General features: G+C 33.8%; 21 protein-coding genes and 2 CRISPR repeat arrays (1 of these 23 running past the window's edge). Of the genes, 14 read left to right on the top strand and 7 right to left on the bottom strand.

Annotated elements, in window-relative coordinates:
- Positions 1 to 153: 153 nt before the first annotated feature.
- Both TVG_RS00650 and TVG_RS00645 read right to left on the bottom strand, forming a co-directional pair.
- Positions 154 to 1,569: an MFS transporter gene (locus tag TVG_RS00650; RefSeq protein ID WP_010916379.1), complete on the bottom strand. Its 1,416-nt coding sequence runs from the start codon at positions 1,567 to 1,569 to the stop codon at positions 154 to 156.
- 266 nt (positions 1,570 to 1,835) lie between these two features.
- A complete protein-coding gene (locus TVG_RS00645; protein WP_010916378.1) occupies positions 1,836 to 3,416 on the bottom strand; it encodes an AMP-binding protein in 1,581 nt (526 codons plus the stop codon).
- A gap of 193 nt (positions 3,417 to 3,609) precedes the next feature.
- Between TVG_RS00645 and TVG_RS08055 the strand changes: the two genes are divergently transcribed.
- On the top strand, positions 3,610 to 3,999 hold the full coding sequence (locus TVG_RS08055; RefSeq protein WP_010916377.1) for a DUF302 domain-containing protein: 390 nt from the start codon (positions 3,610 to 3,612) through the stop codon (positions 3,997 to 3,999).
- 202 nt (positions 4,000 to 4,201) lie between these two features.
- On the opposite strand, the gene TVG_RS00635 is transcribed toward TVG_RS08055, so the two are convergent.
- Positions 4,202 to 4,693, bottom strand: a complete 492-nt coding sequence (locus TVG_RS00635) for a type II toxin-antitoxin system VapC family toxin (protein ID WP_010916376.1) — start codon at positions 4,691 to 4,693, stop codon at positions 4,202 to 4,204.
- 213 nt (positions 4,694 to 4,906) lie between these two features.
- On the opposite strand from TVG_RS00635, the gene zfx reads away from it, so the two are divergent.
- Positions 4,907 to 5,338 carry a zinc-containing ferredoxin gene (gene zfx / locus TVG_RS00630; RefSeq protein WP_048054060.1) on the top strand — a complete coding sequence of 144 codons (432 nt, stop codon included), beginning with the start codon at positions 4,907 to 4,909 and terminating at the stop codon, positions 5,336 to 5,338.
- Positions 5,339 to 5,521: 183 nt separating this feature from the next.
- Here zfx and TVG_RS08415 read toward each other — a convergent pair whose 3' ends face one another.
- Entirely contained in the window at positions 5,522 to 5,737 is a 216-nt protein-coding gene (locus TVG_RS08415) for a hypothetical protein (protein ID WP_156769036.1), read from the bottom strand.
- 253 nt (positions 5,738 to 5,990) lie between these two features.
- Here TVG_RS08415 and TVG_RS00625 point away from each other — a divergent pair, with 253 nt between their 5' ends.
- A complete protein-coding gene (locus TVG_RS00625) occupies positions 5,991 to 6,350 on the top strand; it encodes a nascent polypeptide-associated complex protein (protein WP_010916374.1) in 360 nt (119 codons plus the stop codon).
- A complete protein-coding gene (gene cca, locus TVG_RS00620) occupies positions 6,347 to 7,660 on the top strand; it encodes a CCA tRNA nucleotidyltransferase (RefSeq protein WP_010916373.1) in 1,314 nt (437 codons plus the stop codon). The genes TVG_RS00625 and cca overlap by 4 nt, the downstream gene beginning before the upstream one ends.
- Here the strand turns inward: cca and TVG_RS00615 are convergent.
- Both TVG_RS00615 and TVG_RS00610 read right to left on the bottom strand, forming a co-directional pair.
- Complete coding sequence (locus TVG_RS00615; protein WP_156769035.1) at positions 7,649 to 7,843, bottom strand: MoaD/ThiS family protein; 195 nt, start codon at positions 7,841 to 7,843, stop codon at positions 7,649 to 7,651. The genes cca and TVG_RS00615 overlap by 12 nt on opposite strands.
- A 4-nt stretch (positions 7,844 to 7,847) precedes the next feature.
- Complete coding sequence (locus TVG_RS00610; protein WP_010916371.1) at positions 7,848 to 8,594, bottom strand: proteasome assembly chaperone family protein; 747 nt, start codon at positions 8,592 to 8,594, stop codon at positions 7,848 to 7,850.
- 466 nt (positions 8,595 to 9,060) lie between these two features.
- Between TVG_RS00610 and TVG_RS00605 the strand changes: the two genes are divergently transcribed.
- Positions 9,061 to 9,279, top strand: coding sequence for a hypothetical protein (locus TVG_RS00605; RefSeq protein ID WP_048053906.1), 219 nt, complete (start codon positions 9,061 to 9,063; stop codon positions 9,277 to 9,279).
- A 478-nt stretch (positions 9,280 to 9,757) separates the two neighbouring features.
- A CRISPR array of direct repeats spans positions 9,758 to 10,904; the repeat unit is 28 nt; unit sequence GTTTAAGATGTACTAGTTAGTATGGAAG.
- Positions 10,905 to 12,048: 1,144 nt separating this feature from the next.
- On the opposite strand, the gene csx1 is transcribed toward TVG_RS00605, so the two are convergent.
- Complete coding sequence (gene csx1, locus TVG_RS00590) at positions 12,049 to 13,269, bottom strand: CRISPR-associated CARF protein Csx1 (protein WP_010916370.1); 1,221 nt, start codon at positions 13,267 to 13,269, stop codon at positions 12,049 to 12,051.
- Positions 13,270 to 13,515: 246 nt separating this feature from the next.
- Between csx1 and cas6 the strand changes: the two genes are divergently transcribed.
- Genes cas6 through cas2 form a run of 9 tightly spaced genes read left to right on the top strand, consistent with a single transcriptional unit; the run spans position 13,516 to position 21,724 of the window.
- On the top strand, positions 13,516 to 14,229 hold the full coding sequence (gene cas6 / locus TVG_RS00585; RefSeq protein ID WP_010916369.1) for a CRISPR-associated endoribonuclease Cas6: 714 nt from the start codon (positions 13,516 to 13,518) through the stop codon (positions 14,227 to 14,229).
- Entirely contained in the window at positions 14,219 to 16,546 is a 2,328-nt protein-coding gene (gene cas10 / locus TVG_RS00580; RefSeq protein WP_010916368.1) for a type III-A CRISPR-associated protein Cas10/Csm1, read from the top strand. Before cas6 ends, cas10 begins: the two co-directional genes overlap by 11 nt.
- Before the next feature lie 2 nt (positions 16,547 to 16,548).
- A complete protein-coding gene (gene csm2, locus TVG_RS00575) occupies positions 16,549 to 17,031 on the top strand; it encodes a type III-A CRISPR-associated protein Csm2 (RefSeq protein ID WP_048053903.1) in 483 nt (160 codons plus the stop codon).
- Positions 17,024 to 17,713: a type III-A CRISPR-associated RAMP protein Csm3 gene (csm3, locus tag TVG_RS00570; RefSeq protein WP_010916366.1), complete on the top strand. Its 690-nt coding sequence runs from the start codon at positions 17,024 to 17,026 to the stop codon at positions 17,711 to 17,713. Before csm2 ends, csm3 begins: the two co-directional genes overlap by 8 nt.
- A 1-nt stretch (position 17,714) precedes the next feature.
- Positions 17,715 to 18,605 (top strand): type III-A CRISPR-associated RAMP protein Csm4, encoded by an 891-nt coding sequence (gene csm4 / locus TVG_RS00565; RefSeq protein ID WP_010916365.1) that lies wholly within the window; start codon positions 17,715 to 17,717, stop codon positions 18,603 to 18,605.
- Positions 18,606 to 19,763, top strand: a complete 1,158-nt coding sequence (csm5, locus tag TVG_RS00560) for a type III-A CRISPR-associated RAMP protein Csm5 (protein ID WP_010916364.1) — start codon at positions 18,606 to 18,608, stop codon at positions 19,761 to 19,763.
- Positions 19,760 to 20,494 (top strand): CRISPR-associated protein Csx14, encoded by a 735-nt coding sequence (locus TVG_RS00555; RefSeq protein ID WP_241760292.1) that lies wholly within the window; start codon positions 19,760 to 19,762, stop codon positions 20,492 to 20,494. Before csm5 ends, TVG_RS00555 begins: the two co-directional genes overlap by 4 nt.
- 1 nt (position 20,495) lies before the next feature.
- Positions 20,496 to 21,464 carry a type I-B CRISPR-associated endonuclease Cas1b gene (gene cas1b, locus TVG_RS00550; protein WP_010916362.1) on the top strand — a complete coding sequence of 323 codons (969 nt, stop codon included), beginning with the start codon at positions 20,496 to 20,498 and terminating at the stop codon, positions 21,462 to 21,464.
- Complete coding sequence (cas2, locus tag TVG_RS00545) at positions 21,464 to 21,724, top strand: CRISPR-associated endonuclease Cas2 (RefSeq protein ID WP_010916361.1); 261 nt, start codon at positions 21,464 to 21,466, stop codon at positions 21,722 to 21,724. The genes cas1b and cas2 overlap by 1 nt, the downstream gene beginning before the upstream one ends.
- A 210-nt stretch (positions 21,725 to 21,934) precedes the next feature.
- Positions 21,935 to 22,983: a CRISPR direct-repeat array (repeat unit 28 nt; unit sequence GTTTAAGATGTACTAGTTAGTATGGAAG) (it continues 203 nt past the right edge of the window).

Here is a 22,983-nt window from a genome sequence, read left to right as displayed (position 1 = left end):
ATATTATACGCAAGATTTTAGACGCGACAAAAGCGATAAATATTGATTTAATAATTGATTAGATAAAAAACAATATTTTTGTGAATAAAAAATTATAAAGCTTAGAAAAATAAATTTTTTGAATGTTGTTTTATATCTTACACCTTAATATTTTCAAACAAGAAGTGCCTTCTCTCCAGAAGACTCATCTAGGTCAAGTTTCTTAGGCTCTGGAAGCAGAACCAGTGTTATGATCAAGCCAAAAGCTGCCAGCAATGCTAGTATCATGAAGAGACCAGATTCACCTATTGAAGAACGTAATATAATTGCATTAAGGAATGTTCCGACGAAGGCCCCTATTTTTCCACCAGCTGCTGAAGCGCCTGCTCCTAGCCCCCTAACCTTTGTAGGAAACACTTCAGGTGGGTATATGAATGTAGTTACATTTGGCCCGAAGTTTATGAAGAAATAGCTCATACCATACAGTAATAGGAACTGAACAATATACGACGGAGAAAGAAGCTGATGAAAGACACCAAGTATTCCAAATGAAAGTGCCATTGCTGCAAAACCTATGGACTGTATAGTTTTCCTCCCAATACGGTCTATTGTGAAAGTTGCGAGCCAGTATCCGGGGAATGCCGCAAATCCAAAAATCATCGCAGAATATATTGTTGTCCTTATCAGATGATCCAGACCAGTCACAGATGAGGGGACAAGAACTCCAAGCATAGAACTAGACATTATGGAATTACCGTAAAGAGCCCAATCCATTAGGAACCATGCCCCTGCTGTTCCAACAAGGGTAATTAGAAACTCCTTTTGTTTAATTATCTGCGTCCAGGATTTCTTTATGACTTCAGCTTGAGCATCTGCAGACGCTTCTATGCCAGTATATTTCTCCCAGTTCTTGACGGCTGCCTCAGCATCTCCTTTGACTCTGAGTAGGTACCTTGGCGTCTCAGGCATTTTTCTTCTGAAATACACGACTATGAGGGCTGGTATGGCACCAAATGCTAGGAGAAGCTTCCAGACGAGTGAAAGGCTCATGCCTGAATATAACAAACCGAGAGTTATCAACGGCCCGGCAAGAAGCCCCAGGGACTGCATCGAAAACACCATTCCGACGAGTTTTCCCCTGTGGGCCGTATTAGAGTATTCAGCCATTATTGTTGAACTAGTTGCATAGTCCCCTCCTATTCCGATACCCAGTATGAACCTCCAGATAATCAATACATATACACCATTTAACGGTGTCAGGAACGCACTTCCAAGTGCACCTACTATAAGTATTATGAGTTCGAGGCCATACACCGTCTTTCTCCCGAGCTTGTCTATTAGCCTTCCAAATATCAATGCTCCAATTACAGCAGACAAAAGGGCTGTGGAATCAAGTAGCGATGACTGAAGTGTTGTAAACTTGTTCCAGCCTGATAGAACAAGTATGCTCGTTACAACCCCTATTATGAACAGGTCATAGGCATCCGTAAAGAAACCTAGACCTGACACAATCCATGTCTTGTAATGGAACCCACTTGTTTTGGCATCATTTATGGATTCTATCAACTCCGGTTTTGATTCAGTGGTCATATCGAAGGAGAGATTATTGAATTTAAGATAAACATTATACAAATAATATATTGTTGTGTATATATGTATATATTGTCTATATATGTTATAGATAATCAAATGCAATAAATAAGATTCTAACCTTTGTTTAACCTGTGGTAGTACTAAGATAATAAATGGATATCTCCATAAATTTATCTTAATTATATGATTGATAATAGTTTTCCCTGGAAATTCAGATTCCAAATATAAAAAATAAAGAAAAGGCTTATCTCATCCATTAAGGATCATTCGATCCTTTCTATGTTGAATTCTTTGTTACTAGTGTTTAAATTAATCCCATTTTTCATTTTCATATACCTGTCTATTTCCATCTGCCTGAGCTGTTTCCTTATTATTTTTCCGCTTATAGTCTTAGGGAGATCTTCAACGAATTCTATCCTCTTTGGTCTAGCGTGTGGACCTATTGTATTTCTTACGAGCATACTTAATTCTCTGGCAAGTTCGTAACTCGGCTCATATCCTTTCTTTAGAACAACATATGCTTTAACAATATCGCCGCGGATATCGTCGGGTGAGCCAACAACTGCTGATTCTACTACAGCAGGATGCCTTAACAGAGCCGATTCCACTTCAAAAGGCCCAATCCTGTAATCCGATGCCTTAATTACGTCATCTGACCTGGAAACGAACCATATGTACCCATCTTCATCTCGATATCCCGTATCGCCTGTGTAATAGTAGCCATTCTTAAACCTGTCGTGTGTAAGCTTTTTATCATTAATATATGCACTGAAAAGCCCCTCTGGCCTTTTTTCTGCTTTCACAGCTATAAAACCTGTTCTATTTACGCCTAGTTCATTTCCATTTTCGTCAACAATACGTATATCGTACGGCTCTAACGATTTTCCCATCGAACCTGGTTTCACCTTCATGCCTGTCAAATTGCCCACCATCAAAGTCGATTCAGTCTGGCCGTAACCGTCCTTTATCTTAACGCCTGTGTATTTTTCAAATCTTTCGATAACCTCAGGATTGAGCGGTTCTCCTGCGGAGGCCGCCTTCTTCAGGTAGAGCGCCCTAGATCCAACATCGTGCTGAAGGAACATCCTCCATACTGTAGGTGGTGCGCATACGCTAGTTATCTGAAACTTTGACATAGCGTCTAAAGCACGTTCTGGATCGAACCTCCTGTAGCTCATGCCAAAAACTGCCGAACCGGCAATAAATGGAGAATAATAGGAAGACCATCCCCATTTGGCCCAGCCTGGACTGCTTATGTTCCAATGCACATCATCTCTGTTCAAATCAAGCCATTTGACTGTTGTTCTATGGCCTTCTGGATAGCGGTTCGTATGTAGCACCATCTTTGGCATACCTTCAGTTCCAGAGGTGAAGAAAACCGCATGCTCGCCGTCTATTTCTGTTTCAAAATCATTAAAAGTGTCATCCATTTTAGATATCTCTACCCTTGTACCTTCATCACTCATGTTAACTACGATGTCACCGAATTGCTCTGCTTTTTGATGGGTTCCAGCATCCACGAATATAGCTTTAGCCTTGAGTTGCTCTACCCTGTATTTTATCTGATCATCTGGGAGTATCGGAGCTGTGGGTGCATACACCATCCCTGCAGCTATAGATGCAGTAACAACATGGTATAGATCAAGGGAGTTCTCCATCATTATAAGGATGCGATTTCCTGCCTTCAGCCTTAGTTGACGCATAAAATTGCTTAGTTTGTAAGATTCTTTCAACAGTGTTCCATAGGTCTCATTTTTTGAGCTAAGATTTTCATCTGACATTATTACTGCAGTCTTTCTCTTGTCGTTTCTCTCAATAACATCTCTCACGAAGTTATAGCCCATGATAGAATATTCCATATCACATATATAACATTTTTCTGTTATGCTTAACTATTACTAAATATTTATATAATCAAATTATAAGATATTTCCTTTTCACACTAAAAAATATAATTTTGCGAGGCATACTGTAATATGATTATTTTTTAAAATATAGATACTAACTTGTTAAATACTGATTTGCATATCGTGCTTTATGGATTTGAAGTATGAAAGCCCTGTTGGTTATTCCGAAACTCTTTCTCAGCTTAAAAATTCTATAGAGAAAAATGGAATGAAGATCGTTACGGAAATAGATCCACAACAGAACCTCAAAAACGCTGGGATATCAATCGAACCTCAGCACATCTTCGAGATATTTAACCCAGTATATGCTAAGTCGGTATTTGACCAGAATATCTTGGCAGGCATAGTGCCGCCACTCCGAATATTCGTATACGTATCGGAAGGGAAAACCTGGATGATGAGAGAGTCCGCAATTGAAAAATTCCGTCCTTACAACATAAAAGATATCCCTGAGAAGGTTGAAGGGATAATGGAAAAAATAATCAATGACGTGATAAAAAACAAGGTACAAGATGATTGATTAACCGGCTTTTTCTGTTGGCCTAGTAACTTCATACCTCGTTCTTTTCTGCTAAGATTTATAATTATCAATATAAATTAATATTAATGGTTTGGATACTTTTGTGGCCAGAAAATTTATGCCTATAGCATTTGCAGCTACCGCCTTTGAAACCACAAATTATTTCATAAAAGGTGAAAAGATAATATGTTGGCTATCAGCACTAAATTTTCTTTACAGCGGATCTCTTCTTATCATAATGCCGTTTGACATTATGCCCACATATATCACATACTTTGACGGGCTCATGGAATATCTTTTTGCAGCCTGTGCATCTATACACCCAGCTTATCTGTTTGCTTATACTCTTTATGTTAGCGTTCATGAACGCTATCTTCAACGCAGATGCAACATTCTGTATTGAATAATCATCCGTTACAATTGTGGCACCATACTGCATGGCCACAGCTATAACCTCTATGTCAGTTCCGCTTAAGTTCATAAGATCGCCGGTTTTATGGGCAGCATCCTCTACGCTCCTAACATAATACTGGTCTGGATCAACTATCCTTATCATGGGAAAAAGCGCATCGAGCATATATTTCAACTTGCCCTTTCTAATCTCACCTATTACACTTGAAGGAAATAGAAGGTCGCCATCAAGCAGGTTGATATTCCTCGATATGATGGCCGAAGTGTCAAGTACGTACTTCATTTAGGAAAACATATTTTTAATTGCTATAAAACGTTTTTTACAAGATCATCATTCCTTAAAAAAATATCCCTTTGATTCGCTTTTTCAAATTAAAAATTATCTGATCAGAATAAAATAGTAGACACTCATTCACTATCGTACTATAACGTTTTTACAGAATTTGGTTGCGTATAGTTTAAATAAAAATATAAAATATCTCCTTGGTGAGTGTATTTGGTTAAATTGGAGGAACTAGACTTTAAGCCCAAGCCTATAGATGAGCACTTCCTTGAAAACGACAAGGATTACCCAATAACTGGCCAGCACAATAATCACGATGTTAGGGCAGAGGGTATGCAGAGGATGGATGCTGACGGAAAGCCATATCCAACCAAGCTGGGTATACATGGTACGCACGTTGCAGTAGATTGGGACTGCTGCATAGCGGATGGGGCCTGCATGGATGTATGCCCTGTAAACCTTTACGAATGGAATTTGAACCCTGGAAAGAGTGGAACTGGAAACGACAAGAAGGTCGAGAAGGGCAGCGACGAATGGAACAAGTACAGGACAGACAAATGCGATCCTGTACGTGAATCGGACTGCATATTCTGCATGGCATGCGAAAGCGTTTGCCCTGTAAGAGCCATAAAAATAACACCGTAAATAAAATTCTTGTTTTTATTTATTATATCATGTGTTTAACATACTTAAAAGCCGTCCACAACGATTTTTAAAAAACTAAGTTTTGCATAAATTTCTTTTAGATTATATAGTAGTGCTGGACCACGTATTACACTTATACTAAAAATATTGGACCTTCAGCCGTTCTCAAAAAGTTTTGCAATGTTACGCACCACATTTTTTCGGAACGTATGCCATCTCAGTAGAACCTGCTCCAGGAATCTCAGGTCGATTCATGCTGTACAGGTATCCATCCATCATGGATGATAAAGAGGTTACAGCACTTACGAGTAACGGATATCCGCACAGATCAAGACTACGAAGGGAAATAGAAAGTGAAGCTAATCTTTCCACATCGTAGTCCAGATCACAGTTTTTCACACATACATATATTCCAATTTGGGTGCTTTACATTACCACCACATACAGGACACTCAGATGAGGTCTCCCTTGAATCCAACTTTATCGCTTCATAACATATCACAATATTATATTAATGTTTTATCTTAACTGTTAAAGCCCTCTCATCGTGTGTTTGAGCGTCTAATTTGCAAAAGCAAAGTTGGCTATGAACTACATCTTAATCTGCGTTTGCATAATCAACTTTATTTACTACACAAAGATCAGTTAGGGAATGATACCTGGAAGGATGAACTCAAGGGAGATGCGCCGCTTAATGGCGCAGATGGGGATAAAATCCACGGAAATGGATGATGTAAAGAAAGTTATATTCGTAGGCAAGGAAAAAGATTATGTCATTGAGAATGCCCAGGTAACGATGATTGAAGCACAGGGAGTTAAGACATTCCAGGTTGTGGGAGATTTCAGAGAAACTCCAAAAAAGCAAGAGGGAAAGAAGGAAGAAACGTTTCCTGAAGATGACATAAAGCTTGTAATGGATCAAACAGGTGTAGCAAGAGAAAAGGCTATTGAAGCTCTCAAAGCTGCATCCGGTGAGCCTGCGCAGGCAATACTGAACCTCACTCAGAAATGATCGATTATTCCGCCATACTTAACAGGTACAGGCCAGATGAGCAAGAGCTCCAAAAGCTCAAGAGCATATCAGAGTACCTTACTACGCGTGCTTCAGAAATATGCAGACATAAGAATATTAGGGCCGATCCAGTTTTAGTTGGTTCATACGCGAAAGGTACCAACCTGAAGGACGGGGACCTTGACCTGTTCATAGCATTTGATAGGGACTATGAAGAAAAAATCATGGAGAAACTAGGGCTTTCCATCGGCCACGATCTTCTACCCAATGGAAAGGAGAAATATGCAGAACATCCCTACGTATCTGGAGAAATTGATGGAATAAAGATCGATGTTGTACCTTGTTTTAAAATGGAATTTGGGCAAAAGAAGATAAGTGCTGTTGACCGCACGCTCTTGCACACGCGTTATGTGAATGAGAAGCTTGACGGCGCTTCCAAGGATCAGGTAAGGCTGTTGAAGGTGTTCATGAAGTCTGTCGGTGTCTACGGAGCAGAGGCCCGTACCTATGGTTTTTCTGGTTATCTGTGTGAGCTGCTGATTATAAGATACGGTAACTTCGAAAACGTGCTTAGGCTATTCTCAACTACGAGAGGCCGCCTTAAGATAGACGATGATGAAAGGTTCGAAGATCCAATGGTTCTCATAGATCCTGTAGATCCTGATAGAAATGTTGCATCAGCCGTTAGCCTTGAGAGCCTTTCAAGGATGAGGATCGCTTCCAAGATGTTTCTCGATAATCCTTCAGAAAGTTTTTTTGATCTTGAGAGGAAACCGATCAAGCCTAAATACCATGATAGGGGGACATGCATAAGGATATATTCAATAGAAAAGCCAGACCTAACAGATGATGTTTTGTACCCGCAGATCTACAAATTTAAGCTTGCACTCTTAAGATTAATGGAAGAATACAACATGGAGCCTGTTGGAAGCGCAATAGATGTAGCTGATAGGATATACGTATTGATTGAAACAAGAAAGTTCATTAGTGATTCTATCAGGATCCACGTTGGGCCTCCCGCCGATACTTCTAATTCCATTGATTTCATAAAAAAATGGCTAACACGTGAAAGATCTAGGGGCCCTTACCTGGTAGGGAACAGGCTCTACGTTGATACTGTCGAGGAGAGAAAAACGCCGGAGGAAATTGTATTATCAAACATAAGCAAGTATTCCATAGGAAAAAATCTCGATAAGTTAAAGAATACCATAAAAGTCCAGAAGTTTGAAGAAATAAAAGGAAGGATACGAGTACTCGATCGATTCTTTTCTGAGGAAGCCTTTGGCGGCCTTAACTCTTTATCCGCCTGAAAAGACCTCTAATATGACAACATCGTCGTCCTTCTTGACAGTGTGATCGGCCAATACAGGCTTCCCATTAACTATTACAACGTATTCTTCCTCTGGGAGCCCAAGATCCTTAAGTATATCCCCCACGCTCATTTCTCTATCGATTTCAACGCTTTTCTTTATGTGCCCTTTAACCGTTATCATATTATCATCCATACATCGACTGTGGTTCCTGTTTTTGTCTGTTTTGAAGCTCCTTGTATTGCTCCTCTATCTTCTTTATCTGGTCGTTGAGTTCCTTTACCTGTTGCTCAAGCAGATCAGTCTCTATATTAAGGTTGTAAACCTTGTTCAGGGCGTTAACCACGCTTAGAACAGCTCCAGGATCTGGAATGTCAGCTGAGGTTGGCGTTATAAAGGATATGCCTGACATTCTCCTCACAAGGCACTCGTTTAGCATTCCACCGCCCATTCCGGCAATCAAAGCTGATTCAGCTGCAGGTATGCCTACTTTCTTTAACTTGTCAAGCCTTCTTTTTTCTGCTACTGAATAGACATTTCTGTCTTCAGGAATGCCGGATACGGGACTCCCCTCTATAACCGCTATTTCGCTGGCCCCAATTTCTTCAAGCCAGCTCATAAGTGCATTTGATATTTCATATATATGCGAAGTAAGTATAGGAACTTCGCATACAGCGACCAGAAGTGTATTAGAATTGTTTGCATATATCCTGAATGGGTGCCTAAGCTTTCCTCCCACGAATACGGTTACCGGCGGCACGTGCTGTGATATTAAATGTGCAACCTGGTGCAGACCGAGCGTCTCAATCATATAGCTGGCCGTAAGCACCCCAGTTGGAGTTGAGCTTGCAAAGCCGCATATTACTATTGGATTATTGTAAGACCTTTTTTCGATCTCTATAACCTGGCTTTCTGAAGATTTCTTTGATACCATAGTTATAAAAAGCCCTTAAACGTATTTATAGTTTACCAGTAATTTTACAGCCCATAACATGTGGAGTTGAGTTCCTGTAAAGATTGCAATATAGAAAAAAGAATTCAAGAAAAGTGGCGCTAAGCAATAAGAAAATAAAATATATAATAAAAAAGAAGAAGGGTGATCATCTAAGAGATCAGCGATTATTCACAAGGCTGCAAGATATATAAATAAAATATACTATAATTACTTAGAATACGGTAAAGATCAATTATATAAAACACGTAGAAAAAATATAGATATTAATAGAGATATTGATAGTAAGTAACGAATAATTATCCATTATCAGGGCCATTGCCAATAGAGAAATACCTTAATGATGATGGAATAAAAATATCACATAAATATTATATACAATACATTGTTAAAATACAAATGGTAAATGAAGACACCAATAAGAAGAATCAAGGAAGATATATAAAATATGAAAGAGAACACTAAAATTCACTATGGCGTATGGGCTAAGCACAATGATGATGGGAAATTAATAATAGAGTATGATGCTTCCAGATTCACAGCAGGCACGAATATATACAATGAGGAAACATTGGAAATAGCAATAAACACATATTGTAAACTAGAAGAGATGTTTACGATCAAAACAGTTCTTTTCAAATGGAAGGGATGGGATCACATGTATTAAAAATAAATTCCAGGAATATTTAGAAAACAGTGGAATAAAGCATATATTAGGAGGAATAGATCATCCTGAAACATACGGCAAATTAGAAAGATTAAAATATACGATGAAGAGGTAAAGGCGATATTTCTTCACATGGGATATACATTATAATTATAAAAGAAGGCCTATGCCCTTACGTATGAAAGGCCTGCAAACACTAACTATGGAATATGAAGAAAGAGGAGGCAAATTGTATGTTAAAGGGCAATAAATATGCAAGGGAACTAATTTCTGGATATAATGTAGTAACGATTACTACGCAAAATCTAAATATAAATTGATCTTTAAATACTAAGGGCAAAAAATCGATCCCCGCAAGATTTAATGTGGGATTAGTATTTTAGAGGTTTATTATCAAAATTTTCCTCTCTTTGGATCTTTTTACAATTTTTTAAGGAGAACCTTTAAATAACTATGTTTATTATAATTATTGATACGGGTTTAAGATGTACTAGTTAGTATGGAAGATGCCCCACAGCCGATATAAATCCGCTTTCTAACAGTCTCTTGTTTAAGATGTACTAGTTAGTATGGAAGTTCTTTTTTATCCATTTTTTCACCTTAATATGATATACCTAAGTTTAAGATGTACTAGTTAGTATGGAAGGTAGTCCTCGAATACTTCTGAAATCAATTTCGTAGCATACTCGTGTTTAAGATGTACTAGTTAGTATGGAAGTGTATTTTCTGTATGTTCTCTTTTCCCATGTAATATCCGTTTAAGATGTACTAGTTAGTATGGAAGTACATTCGGCAGTGCTGCCGAATTGAGAACATACACCTTGTTGTTTAAGATGTACTAGTTAGTATGGAAGAATAAGAATTTGCATGCCAATCACAATGGAGATACATAGAACCTGGTTTAAGATGTACTAGTTAGTATGGAAGATGTGATTTATCAGCTTTAATAGGCAGAGCTCTTGCTCCCTTGTTTAAGATGTACTAGTTAGTATGGAAGAAGAGTCTTTCAATTGGTCTGCAATCAATGAACAGTATTTTCTAGTTTAAGATGTACTAGTTAGTATGGAAGAGCTGAGGGCCTCCCTAACACCTTTTTCTACTCTATTGGACATCGTTTAAGATGTACTAGTTAGTATGGAAGTCATCCGCTGCATATTCTGCTCTCCTTTTTTGTGCGTACCTGGTTTAAGATGTACTAGTTAGTATGGAAGGCCCTGCCATGCGCTCCTGAAGAGCGAGTAATAAAAAACCTTGTTTAAGATGTACTAGTTAGTATGGAAGGGTCTAATTACACCTTGCCTTTTTTTGGATATGCCTCTGCGTTTAAGATGTACTAGTTAGTATGGAAGAGCGTTTAAAAGTATACTATCCGCATCTCCATTGCGTGAGTCGTTTAAGATGTACTAGTTAGTATGGAAGATATAAATTTGAGTGAAAATAGCCGAATAGGATTTTTTTCGTTTAAGATGTACTAGTTAGTATGGAAGCTTATTGTACTCACAGTCTTTGCTGCTTTCGGCAGATTGTCCAGTTTAAGATGTACTAGCTAGTATGGAAGCAATAGCTCCGACAATTACGCCTTTATTATACAAATAACGTTTGAGACGTACTAATTGGTGTGGAAGAAAATTGTCATGACAACCATGAATCACGGACTGTATAGAATAAAAATTTTAGAAAAACTGCAAGGTCATTATCGGGGAAATGGGATCAAAAATCCCCATGATCGGTATCATGAATTAAGGCCGATTGCAACATGTTGCAACCGATCATGTTGCAATAAAATAAAATATGGATATGAAAATTAAAATATGGAATTAGGATAATACGGGATAAAATGAATATGCAACACTATGTTGCAACCGTTGCAACACCAGTTGCAACATCGGAAAATGCCTAAAATAGAGGGTCTTCTAACGAACGCTGGCTTTTTCATGGTGACATGTTGCAACATGATGCAACACCAATTGCAACATAAGAAATTGCGTATAATAGAGGGTTTCTTGACAAGTGGACATCTGCATGGTGATCACGTTGCAACTGTTGCAACCGATCATGTTGCAACCGAATAAAATTAGGAGATGAAAATTAAAATATGGAATTGGAATAATACGGGATAAAATGAATATGCAACACTATGTTGCAACTTGTTGCAATCATGTTGCAATAAACGTCTCATTTATTGCAACACAAAAAAATGCGTATAATAAAGGGTTTCCTGACAAGTTGCAACATTCGCATGGTGGTCATGTTGCAACTATGTCGCAATAATGTTGCAACCGTTGCAACACAAATTGCAACACCTAAAATTGAGTATAATTTGGGTTCTGCTGGTGTGTTCGGAGTAAATGGGACATGTGCATGGGACAATATGGGGCAATATGTTGACTTTTGGTGTTTCCTTATGTTTCCATTCAGGAAAATGGCTATAATAGCAGATCTGTTAAGAAATGTTACCATGCCTATGTTATCTTTTTAGAACTCGTAATTACGTAACATGAAGAAGAGGCATGGAAAGAATCGATACAATAAGCATGGCCAGTCTTTAGTGGCACTAGTTAGTTTGAAAATATCTCAAAATATTCGATTGAATTTTTTTTTTAATTTAGACATTGAAAATCTTTAAGAAAGGGATAAGATATGCTATATCATCTTTATACATCCAATATTACATACAAATAATAAAACTGAGTACAAATTAGTGAAAAATTATTAAATTGCCATATAGAAATTCCTTTAAAGGTTTTAGTTATTATAAATAGTTCAAGATTAAATATTTTTAACTATCCAATTTAGATCTATCTTCTGATTTTGAAAATGGAACGTTTTAAAATCTATGGAGTTATCTTTAAGAACATATAATCCATCTAGCAAACCTGCATATGCTTTAAAATTTCTTGAAAAATTTCCTATATCAAAATCATAATGCTCTTTTTTACTTTTAATTTTTCTTAACTCATTTTTTATAAAAATATTATATGATTCTCTGGAAAAGAAATTATCCGTAAATGTGTATATGTCAGGTATTTTAAAACCATTATCGTATTTTATGGATGAGTTAATTTTTATTAATGTATCCAAAAATGCAAGAGTTTCAATATTGACATTGATCTTATTGTCAAACGTCTGCCTTATTTTATTATCCTCTATGTTTAAATGAACTTCTAATCCACCACTACCGATTTCATATATTTTTTTGTATATGTTTATTATCAAATACATAAGATACGGTACTGTTACAGATTGTGCCATGATTGAGCATGCTTTAATATAGTCCGATAAATCTTCATTGAAGTTTAATTTAAAATAATCTTTAATATCTTTTTTATTGTGCCTGTACATATTGATAAAATCTCTGGATATTATAGATAAAACGTTCTTATATTCTATTTCAATGCTTTTAATTTTATAAATATTCAATATAGCAAAATTACTATATGGATCAGAATTATAATATTCAATATTTACATCTATTTTATTTGATAATGCATATACACGTAAAGCATACATTAATGATTCAAGAAATATAAATTCAAGAAAATTAATCCCATGTGTTATATCTACTATTATCTTATTTATTTTATCAACAGATTCTAAATAGTTTAAAATGCTTCTATAAAAATATGAGTAAATATAATTTATATCAAAATCAAATATATAGTTCTTATTATCTGCTGTAAAGGATCCCTTCGATGGAAATATTATTTTATTGCTATTCTTATAAAATTCAGCACTTTCAGTATCTTTGCTGTTTAGAAATTCACATAGTTTACTATTAATAAGATCTTGATATTGGGATAAATATGTATCATCTTTGTATATGCCGGGATATATCGAATTTGGTATGTATATTATACAATAATCCGTTTTAAAATTTTCATATATTACCCTTGAACTTGTTATACTTTCACATGTTTTTGAGTTAAAAGAGTACCTAGTTACGTTCCATCTTTCAGGATTTCCCCATAATGAAATAAAAATAGATTTCATAAAAATATAATGTGTTAATGCAAATAAATTTTATTAATAATTTTATGTGCGTGTAATTTGAATAAATTTTTATATAAATATTAGCTTCCACAAACTTTGTGAGGCAATTTAATAAAATTCAGATATAAAATGTAAGACTTTAGCCGTTAATAGAATAACAATATAAATATTAATGGGAAAAATTAAAAATATTCGAGGAGTATAGAAAAGAAAAATTTAAGTATAAAATATGATTATATTTTATAAATGAGGTTGAAAGTAACCTTTTATACCAAAGATGATGAAAATTACGAATTTAATAAGTACGATATTCAAGGGATGATTTATTCAGCATTGCTTGATGCCGGCATGACAGAAATCCATGCAGGCAATAAAATTAGATTTTTCTGTTTCAGCGATATATTTCCTAGTAATATTTTAAAAAAAGATTTTTTATTTAATTTCATTATATCAAGCCCCGATAGTAATATCATAAAAAATATCTATAATATACTTGATAAAAATAAAATTTTTTATTTGTCAGGTTATAAATTTCACATCGCAGAAATAAAAGAATTTGATATAAATATATCAAAGGATTTTATTACAGGAAGCCCTGTTGTTTTATATTTAGACAATAAAAAAAATAAATATTTCTCAATAAAAGATGACAGCATTGCATTCTTTTTACGTAGATTAAAAGAGAATGCTATAAAGAAATTTAATTTATATTATCATGAAAATATTAATATTAACCATTTAATTTTTGATAAATTAAAATTCCATAGAGAAGTTGCATTATTATTAAGGAAAGGAAAGACATCATTTAATATCATAGGCACAACATGGTACAATCTCCATTTAAATAAGTTAAACAGAGACGAGATTAAATTTTACAATTTTATTATGGATGCCGGCATAGGTGAAAAGAACAGTTTGGGCTTTGGCTTTCTAAATCCGGTGAGAAACTATGGACAATGATGAATTTGTATTGATAACAGCGTCGATATTGCACGATATAGGAAAAATACAGCAAAGATATAAATTATCTGAAAAACATGCCGATCTAGGATATCAATTTATTAAAGAAATAAAATATAGTAATAAAGATATGGAAAGAATAGCGAATTTAGTTAAACACCACCACCATGATCCGGATAAAACAGAACTTGATGGCAGAGACAAGAAACTTCTTAAGATATTGCAGATTGCGGACAGAAAATCAGCTGCACATGATAGGGAAGATAGGGATCTAGGTGAATATAGGGATATAAAGCTACACAAAATATCAAACGAAATACAGATAAAAGATATGAAAGATACCAATTGTACATATGAATTAAAAACTCTTGATGATCAGGAAAATAAAGCAGCAAATTCCGGCTATAAATATTTATACAATAAAGTTAAGGCAGATATTGATAAATTAAACTTTAATGAACCTGATAAATATAAATTTTTCAATACATTAAATAGTATTTTATATAAAGATACTGTAGCTATACCATCGGCGTTTTATTATTCAAAACCTGATATACCACTTTACCATCACTTAAAACTAACTGCTGCAATAGCTCTATCTTTATACAGGAATTTAAAATCAAGTGATATTGAAATTTCCGACGATGATAAAAATCCGTTCTTTATACTATTAATGTGCAATTTATCAGGCATACAGGATTACATATTTAGACATTACAAATCTGAAGCTGCAGATGAAAAGGGCACAAAAAGGTTGAAGGGCAGAAGCTTCATGATAAAGCTGTTTACAGATTCCATTGAATCATATATAATTAATGAATTTAATTTATACAGGTTTAATGTTGTATGGGAAAAGTCCGATGGGTTTTTGCTATTAATGGACAATAATGAAGAGAATATAAAAAAATTGGAGGATATAAAAAAGAATATAGACTTAGGCTTAATTGAAAAAAAACGTGGCATAACAGCAAATATAGCATGGGTTACTGCATCACTTGATGATTTTACAACCCTAGCAGTTAATAGAAATTTGGAGCTTGAAGGCGAAAACGATAATTTTAAAGTTAAAATGCAGTGTTTATACAACAATATAGATAAGGCAAAAAGAATGAAGATGTCTGAAATATTTTCCGACAATGCAATAGAAAGGGATGTAAAATTTGGGCATTCTATTACAAATATGTGTGAAAGCTGTGGGATGGACAGTATTTATGATAATGCTAAATGCATAGGTTGCCTTGAAGAGGAAAATATAGGTAGTTCTTTGTATAAATACAGCAATATTATTACAGATATTGATAATAGTTATAATGCAGATAACAGAAAAAATATAATCTTATTCCACTACGGAAATAAATATATTAAATATTATTTTTCTGATCATGAAGAAAAAGAAGTTATAAAGATCTATGATTACAATAATATTGATTCTAATTATAATAATTGGAGGTTTATATTACAGGCTAAATACGTTCCTTTATATGATGATGTACGCAGCATAAAGCCGTTTAGTGATTACTTTAAAGATGAATCAGAACATAAAATGCTTGGAGTACTGAAGGCCGATGTAGACGATATGGGCTTAATAGTAGCTGCTGGATTAAAAAGGACAACAATAAGCAAATTAGCATCATTAACATTCGAGTTTGAATATTTCTTTTCTGTAAAATTAGATGAAATTGCACAGCAAAACAAGGATATCTATATTGTATACTCAGGTGGTGATGATGTTACTGCCGTTGGTGAAATTAATAAATTAATAAAATTCATCTCTGATTTTCATAACGAATTTAATAAGTATTTTTGTAAGAAGATAAACATATCCGCTGGTGTAACTGTAGTATCACCAAAATTCCCATTGAGGCGCGCAGTACTTATTGCTGAAGAAAACCTTAAAAAAGCAAAAGAAAATAGAACAGAGAAAAACAGCATTAGAATATTTGATACAACTATGGGCTGGGACACTTACGATAAAATGAATGAAATTGGAGAATATATATATAAAAAAGCATATAATAACGAAGAGCCTAATAAAAACAAACTTGGGAAAGGTTTTCCCTATTTTCTAAATAACCTTGGAAAGGCCTACAATAAGAGAATAGAAAAAGGAACAGAAATAACAGATAAAATTGCCAGTGGTAGTGTTACAATTCCGTGCCCAATGTTGTATTACTATATAAGCAGGAATTACAAGTCCAAGGATGAGAATGAAAAAAAGGAATTAATAAACAGATTGTGTGAGAAAGATTACGAAAATTGGAAATACATGAATTATTTAAGTTCATATATAGTAATAAAAATTAGAAGTGGTGAGTAAGAATGATGAATTCGGATAGAAATAAATATCGTAAAGAGAATGATATGGGAAAGCAAGTGAGAGACAAAGAAGTTCAGGAGATCATGGATTACATTATGAATAAGGGAGAGGATTCAGAAGAAAGAGTTTATAAACTATTTAAAATGAATGGAGTGATATATGAAATTGCTTGTAATATAAGTAGGAATCAAAACAGTGAAACAACACAAAATCAGATAAGAAAGTTTTATGATTACACCATAAAAATAAATAGTAAGGATGAAAAAAAGGCAAAGATAAAGCTTGCAATGATGATGCCACAAATATACTATGCAATTCAAAGAAAAGTTATTAGTAGTGATAGCCCGTTTGTAAAATTTTTAGAGGATTCTATTGATAAGCTTAATAAGACTGAAGATTTTGAGAATGCATTCAATAGATTTTTGAATGTTTTTCAGGCAATAGTTGCATATAGTAAAAAATCAAGGAGTGACAGAAATGAGTGATAGCAAATGGAAATACAATATAATATACAATATGGAGATAGAAGTCTTAACCGGTTTGCATATAGGCGGATCAAATGAAGAATTGAAGATTGGTGGCACCGATAGCCCTGTCATAACAACTAAATATTTAATAAATAATGTTGAACCGTGTGATTTGCCTTACATACCTGGCAGCAGCATAAAGGGTAAAATCAGGTCATTGTTAGAAAATGTTGATTATAAAGGCAAAAACGGTGATGACATCGTTTCTAAAATGTTTGGTTATTATCCTAACGCCGGCGAAGGTATTAAAAGGCTCACAAGGCTTATTATTAGGGACGCATTCCTTGACGATGGGCACATAAAAAGCGCTGAAGATGCCAGAAATGTAATCGAAATAAAAAGCGAAAATAAAATAGATCCAATTGAATCAAAGGCAACTCCAAGATTTATAGAGAGGGTAAGGAGAGGTACAAAATTTAAAGGCAAAATAATATTATCAATATATGAAGGCGATAATGAAGAAGAGATGATAAAATGCTTGAAAACAGGGATATCGCTACTTGAAGATTCTTACTTAGGTGGCAACGGTACAAGAGGTTATGGCAGTGTTAAAATCACACTAGGTGAACCTATAAAAAAAGGTATTGATAAATACGAAGAAAACATAAAAGATAATACAAGTAACGGTAGTGAAAATTAAAATGAGCCTGTTTAAAATCTCATTTAAATCCTCATCGTCGTATGTGGATTCAATAAAGATTTCCAGGGCCATAATTTATGCTTATAACACTTTGTATCCTGATAAAATAGATGATTTAATAAATAAGGTAAAAGATTCATATGTATCAGTTTCGGATCTGTTGCTATATAAAAATAAGGTGTATTATCCATTTCCGCCTATAAACGCTTTAATAGACGTTAATAATACAGAATCGATAAAAAACAGGAAAAAGAGATCAGAATTCATAGATATTGATGAACTCAGTTCAATCGTTGAGGCTTTTAAGGAAACAGGATACCAGGGTGTAAATTATAGCAAGATAAAACACGAAGGAAATGGAGATAATAAAGGCAAGCCACATAAGATACTAATTTCAGAGCCGGGAATAAATATTTTTCAAACTCCGGAAATTAAAGATAATAAATATAAATACAATGATATATTCACTAAGGAATTGTTTATTTATGATGAAAGCTGTTTTTATGCCCGAAATTCTGATAAAAACATAGAGGCCACAATAAATCTGCTTAATGATTTCGGGCTTTCAGGAAGGAGAAGCACAGGCAAAGGTGAAGTTTACATAGAAAAAATAAACGATAATTTTAATGAGGGTTTTAATGGAGAAGGAATTTACATTTTATTGTCATCTTTTATACCAGATAATGATTATATCAAAAACATAGACTTTGAAAGATCAAGGTACAATATTAAAACACTACAGGGCAAAAACATAAACGGAAATCCCATTGGCCCCTTCAGATATTTTGCTCCAGGATCTATATTCTATTTAAAAGGCGACGTAAAAGGCGTATCATTTATTGAAAATAACGGCATAATACCATTTAACCCAGTTATTACGAAGGTGTTATAAATGGAGGTTCAACTTAAAGTAAGCTCCCCGGTATTAATAGGCAACGATTATGTAAACGTTACAAATATGATTATAAATAAAGATTCATTGTATATGCTGGATATGGACAAATTAATAGATAACGAGCCAAAAATAGATCAATTGGCTGAATATTTCCTTAGTTATAAATCGTCAGACAAAGATGAATACAGCAAATATAATGAAATAAAACGTTTTTATAATAATATTAATGCAGAAAATTATAAAATAGAGCCTGAAATAAAAGGTGATAAAGAATTTTATGAAGTTATAAATTCCAATGATAATAAGTTCCTCAAAGCCAAAGATGTAAAGTTAACCATGGGCACTTATGAAGTTATTAATAATAAAAAGACATTTGTGCCCTTTATACCAGGTTCTACAATAAAAGGAGCAATAAGAAATGCTATTAGAAATGAATACATAAAGAAAAATAAGATTAATATTACATATGATGACCATAAAAAAGTAAAATCATATAATTTTAATGGCAACAGTTACGGGGATTTAGACGAGGCAATATTTTACAAGGAAGATCAAAAGAGGCAGAATGAGCCCAAGAAAATTTCAAATGACGTATTCAGATTTGTTGAAGTAGATGATTTTTATCCTAAGGAATATTCATTGAAAATATATAGAATTGAAAGAATTAAATTAAGTAACAATAAACGCAATGGCATACCCTTTTATGCTATTTCCATAGATAGTGGCACTTTTACTGGAAATATAAAAATTGGTAGGTCCTTCGATAATATCTATAAAAGTGATAAAAATCAATTCTATGCAATTTCAAAAGTTTTTAATAAATTAATAGACATAAAAATAAATGATGCCTCGGATCATACAAAGAATGAAATAATAAATAAAATGCTTTGTATTTCGGGTAAATATTATAGGGATATTTTGAAAAAAGAGAAAGAACACTATAATGATAATCCGGACAAAGAAGTGTTGCTTATTGGGTTCGGTGGTGGCATAGAGGAAAAAACTATAATAAACTCGCTTGATGATGAACAATTCAAAAAAGCCGAACATATTATAAAAATCAGTAATAAAAAAATAAAATTTAGTGGTAGAATGCCATCTACAGCATGGACGATAAATAATAAAAAATTTGGCGTCTTAGAGGTGATATATTGAAAACATTATTAATAAATCCAATGGGTACTTCGCCTATGGTGGCTACTGAAATGTATGAGTATTTAAAAGATGAGATATCCGACGTTATTTTGATTTATACAGATAATAAATACGTTAAGGCCGGTACTTTAGCGGCAAAAGCATCATTAGAAGATAAATTCCATGCCCATGTGCACTTGCAAAAACTTGATTTTGATGACATAAGGTCAGATAATGACATGATAAAATTCATAAAAGTAATATCAGAGACAGTGAAAAAAGAAAAATATCAATTTGGAACAGAAAAGATTATAGTAAATGCATCTGGCGGCAGAAAAATTGAAACAATAATATTATCAGTATATGCGTCTATATTCTCATTTGATGAAGTGTATAATATCATAAATAAAAGTGTAACTAGTTATAATGAGGAATATGAAAAAATAAAAGACAAAATATCAGAATTTGACGATGAAAATTATAAAGATAAGTACAAAGAGTATAAGGATTTACTTGACCATGTTTTTTATCCAGATATGAATGATTTATATTTTCTAAAAGTTCCCGTTGTTAAATTGCCTAAAGATGAAATAAACAATATAAAAGCAGCATTAACATCAAGTAGCAGAGAATACTCTGATTTAGCCGATTATAAATTAAAATCGTATAAAGACTCGGGCTTTATTACATATGATAATTCAAGAATATATAGAACGGAGTTGGGGGATATAATATTGAGTTATCTAGAATAATATGTACAATTTTTATATAACACAGGATGGCACAATAACCAGAGAAGGCAACACATTGTATTTTATTGGTCCAGACTTTAAAAGGCATTTGCCTGTAATGAATGTTCAAGAAATCATAATTTCTGCCAAAGTTTCATTATCATCATGGGCATTAGATTATTTGTCTAAATTAGGTATTATTGTGCATATAATTTCTACAAACGGAAAGTACATGTCATCGTTAATACCAGGGAATAGGAATGAAAGAGGAAATACTACTGTTCAACAGGTAAAAGCCTATTTATCAGATAAAAGATTTAAAATTGCAGCTGAAATGGTTAATGGTATTAAAAATAATATATTAGCTAATTTAAGATACTACAGTGATAACAATGAAATTACTAAGTATATTAAAGCTATTGAATCATATAACCCTGATTATAATTCCAATGATATAAATAAAATTTTAGGCGTAGAAGGAAATATATGGTCAACTTATTATTCAGCATTCCCATTTATTTATAAGAAATATCCGGACTTTAAAAGGGAGTTTTATCCACCAAAAGACGAATTAAATGCCATGATATCATATGGAAATGCATTATTGTATGCGACTGTATTAACTAAGATTTTTATTACGGGTCTGAATCCATCTATAAGTTTTTTACACGAACCTTCTGAAAGGTCATTTTCCTTAGCTTTGGATATTGCGGATATCTTTAAGCCTGTTATTGTTGAAAGGACAATTGCGAACTTGGTAAATAAAAATATAATGGCACACGATTCTTTTCGTTTCGAGGATAATGGATGTTATTTATCATTAAATGGAAGAAGAAAGTTTATTGAATATTACAATGAAAAATTAAACACGGTAATAAAAATTGGCAACAATTACCTTTCATATAATAATATAATTGAGAGGGAGGCTTATAATTTATTAAATGCAATAAGAAATGATGAAGATTATAAATCCTTCAGGAGTAGATCTTGATGTATTTAATAGTTGTTTATGATGTTGATGAGTCCAGGGTAAACAAAGTAAATAAATATTTAAAGAGGTACTTATTATGGAGGCAGAATTCTGTCTTTGAGGGCGAAATTTCAGAAAATTTGATCGATTCCATGATCAAAGGCATCACAAAAATTATAAAAGATGAGGATTCGATAATTATATACAAATTTAAGGTTAAAAGCTATATCGATAATATAATCATAGGCAATGATAAAGGGAATACTTCAAATATGATATAATTTATTAATAAAAAGTATCCATTGGTACCACAAAAAATTTAAATATAAATTGATCTTTAAATACTAAGGGCAAAAAATCGATCCCCGCAAGATTTAATGTGGAATTAGTGTTTTAGGGGTTTATTATCAAAATTTTCCTCTCTTTGGATGTTTTTACATTTTTTAAGGAGAACCTTTAAATAACTATGTTTATTATAATTATTGATACGGGTTTAAGATGTACTAGTTAGTATGGAAGTATCTTACAAATCCAACTGGTGTGAAACACATTTTCTCTCACCTTGTTTAAGATGTACTAGTTAGTATGGAAGCGTAAGGCTGATTGAGATGCATGACAACGACACGCTGACACCGTTTAAGATGTACTAGTTAGTATGGAAGTCGAAAATGCCCCTTATGTATTCCTCCGGAACGTCTTCTGTTTAAGATGTACTAGTTAGTATGGAAGAACATTCACAAACGTTAGCTGATCGCTATCATGAAATATCGTTTAAGATGTACTAGTTAGTATGGAAGTGCTCTATCTTCCAGCACCTAAAAACCTTTTGCTTTAAAGCCTTGAGTTTAAGATGTACTAGTTAGTATGGAAGAGGTTATCGATCCAATATTCGAGGTCTCTCTTCCCTATCAGTTTAAGATGTACTAGTTAGTATGGAAGCCTTGAATTTCCATATTTTGCTCGTATTCAGCGCTAGGTTTAAGATGTACTAGTTAGTATGGAAGTAAAAGACGATCTTCGTGATCTTGCCTCATCCTTGGAGTTTAAGATGTACTAGTTAGTATGGAAGTAAAACCCGTGATGCATCGTAGCTATCATAAACTTCTTGTTTAAGATGTACTAGTTAGTATGGAAGTTTTCGTCTCCATTTTTTCCTCCAGGATATAATCCCAGTTTAAGATGTACTAGTTAGTATGGAAGAAGCATAATATTCGTTGTTGTCGTCGGGATAGAGGACGTAGAGTTTAAGATGTACTAGTTAGTATGGAAGAAGTCGATAGAAGTGAACCTTGTCTTGATCAAAGTCTTTTATTCGTTTAAGATGTACTAGTTAGTATGGAAGTAGACATATCTCTCACCGTCCACTTGAACGATGAGGTTTAAGATGTACTAGTTAGTATGGAAGCCAGAACGTAGTTGTCGAAAATCCGTCCACGGCGGTCGGTTTAAGATGTACTAGTTAGTATGGAAGTCGACTTGGCACGGAATATATCGACATCAGTGATGTAGCGTTTAAGATGTACTAGTTAGTATGGAAGTA

Source organism: Thermoplasma volcanium GSS1, assembly GCF_000011185.1.
GTDB lineage: Archaea > Thermoplasmatota > Thermoplasmata > Thermoplasmatales > Thermoplasmataceae > Thermoplasma > Thermoplasma volcanium.
The sequence above is the reverse complement of the archived record's forward strand: the minus strand, read 5'-3'. Positions and strand labels throughout refer to the sequence as shown.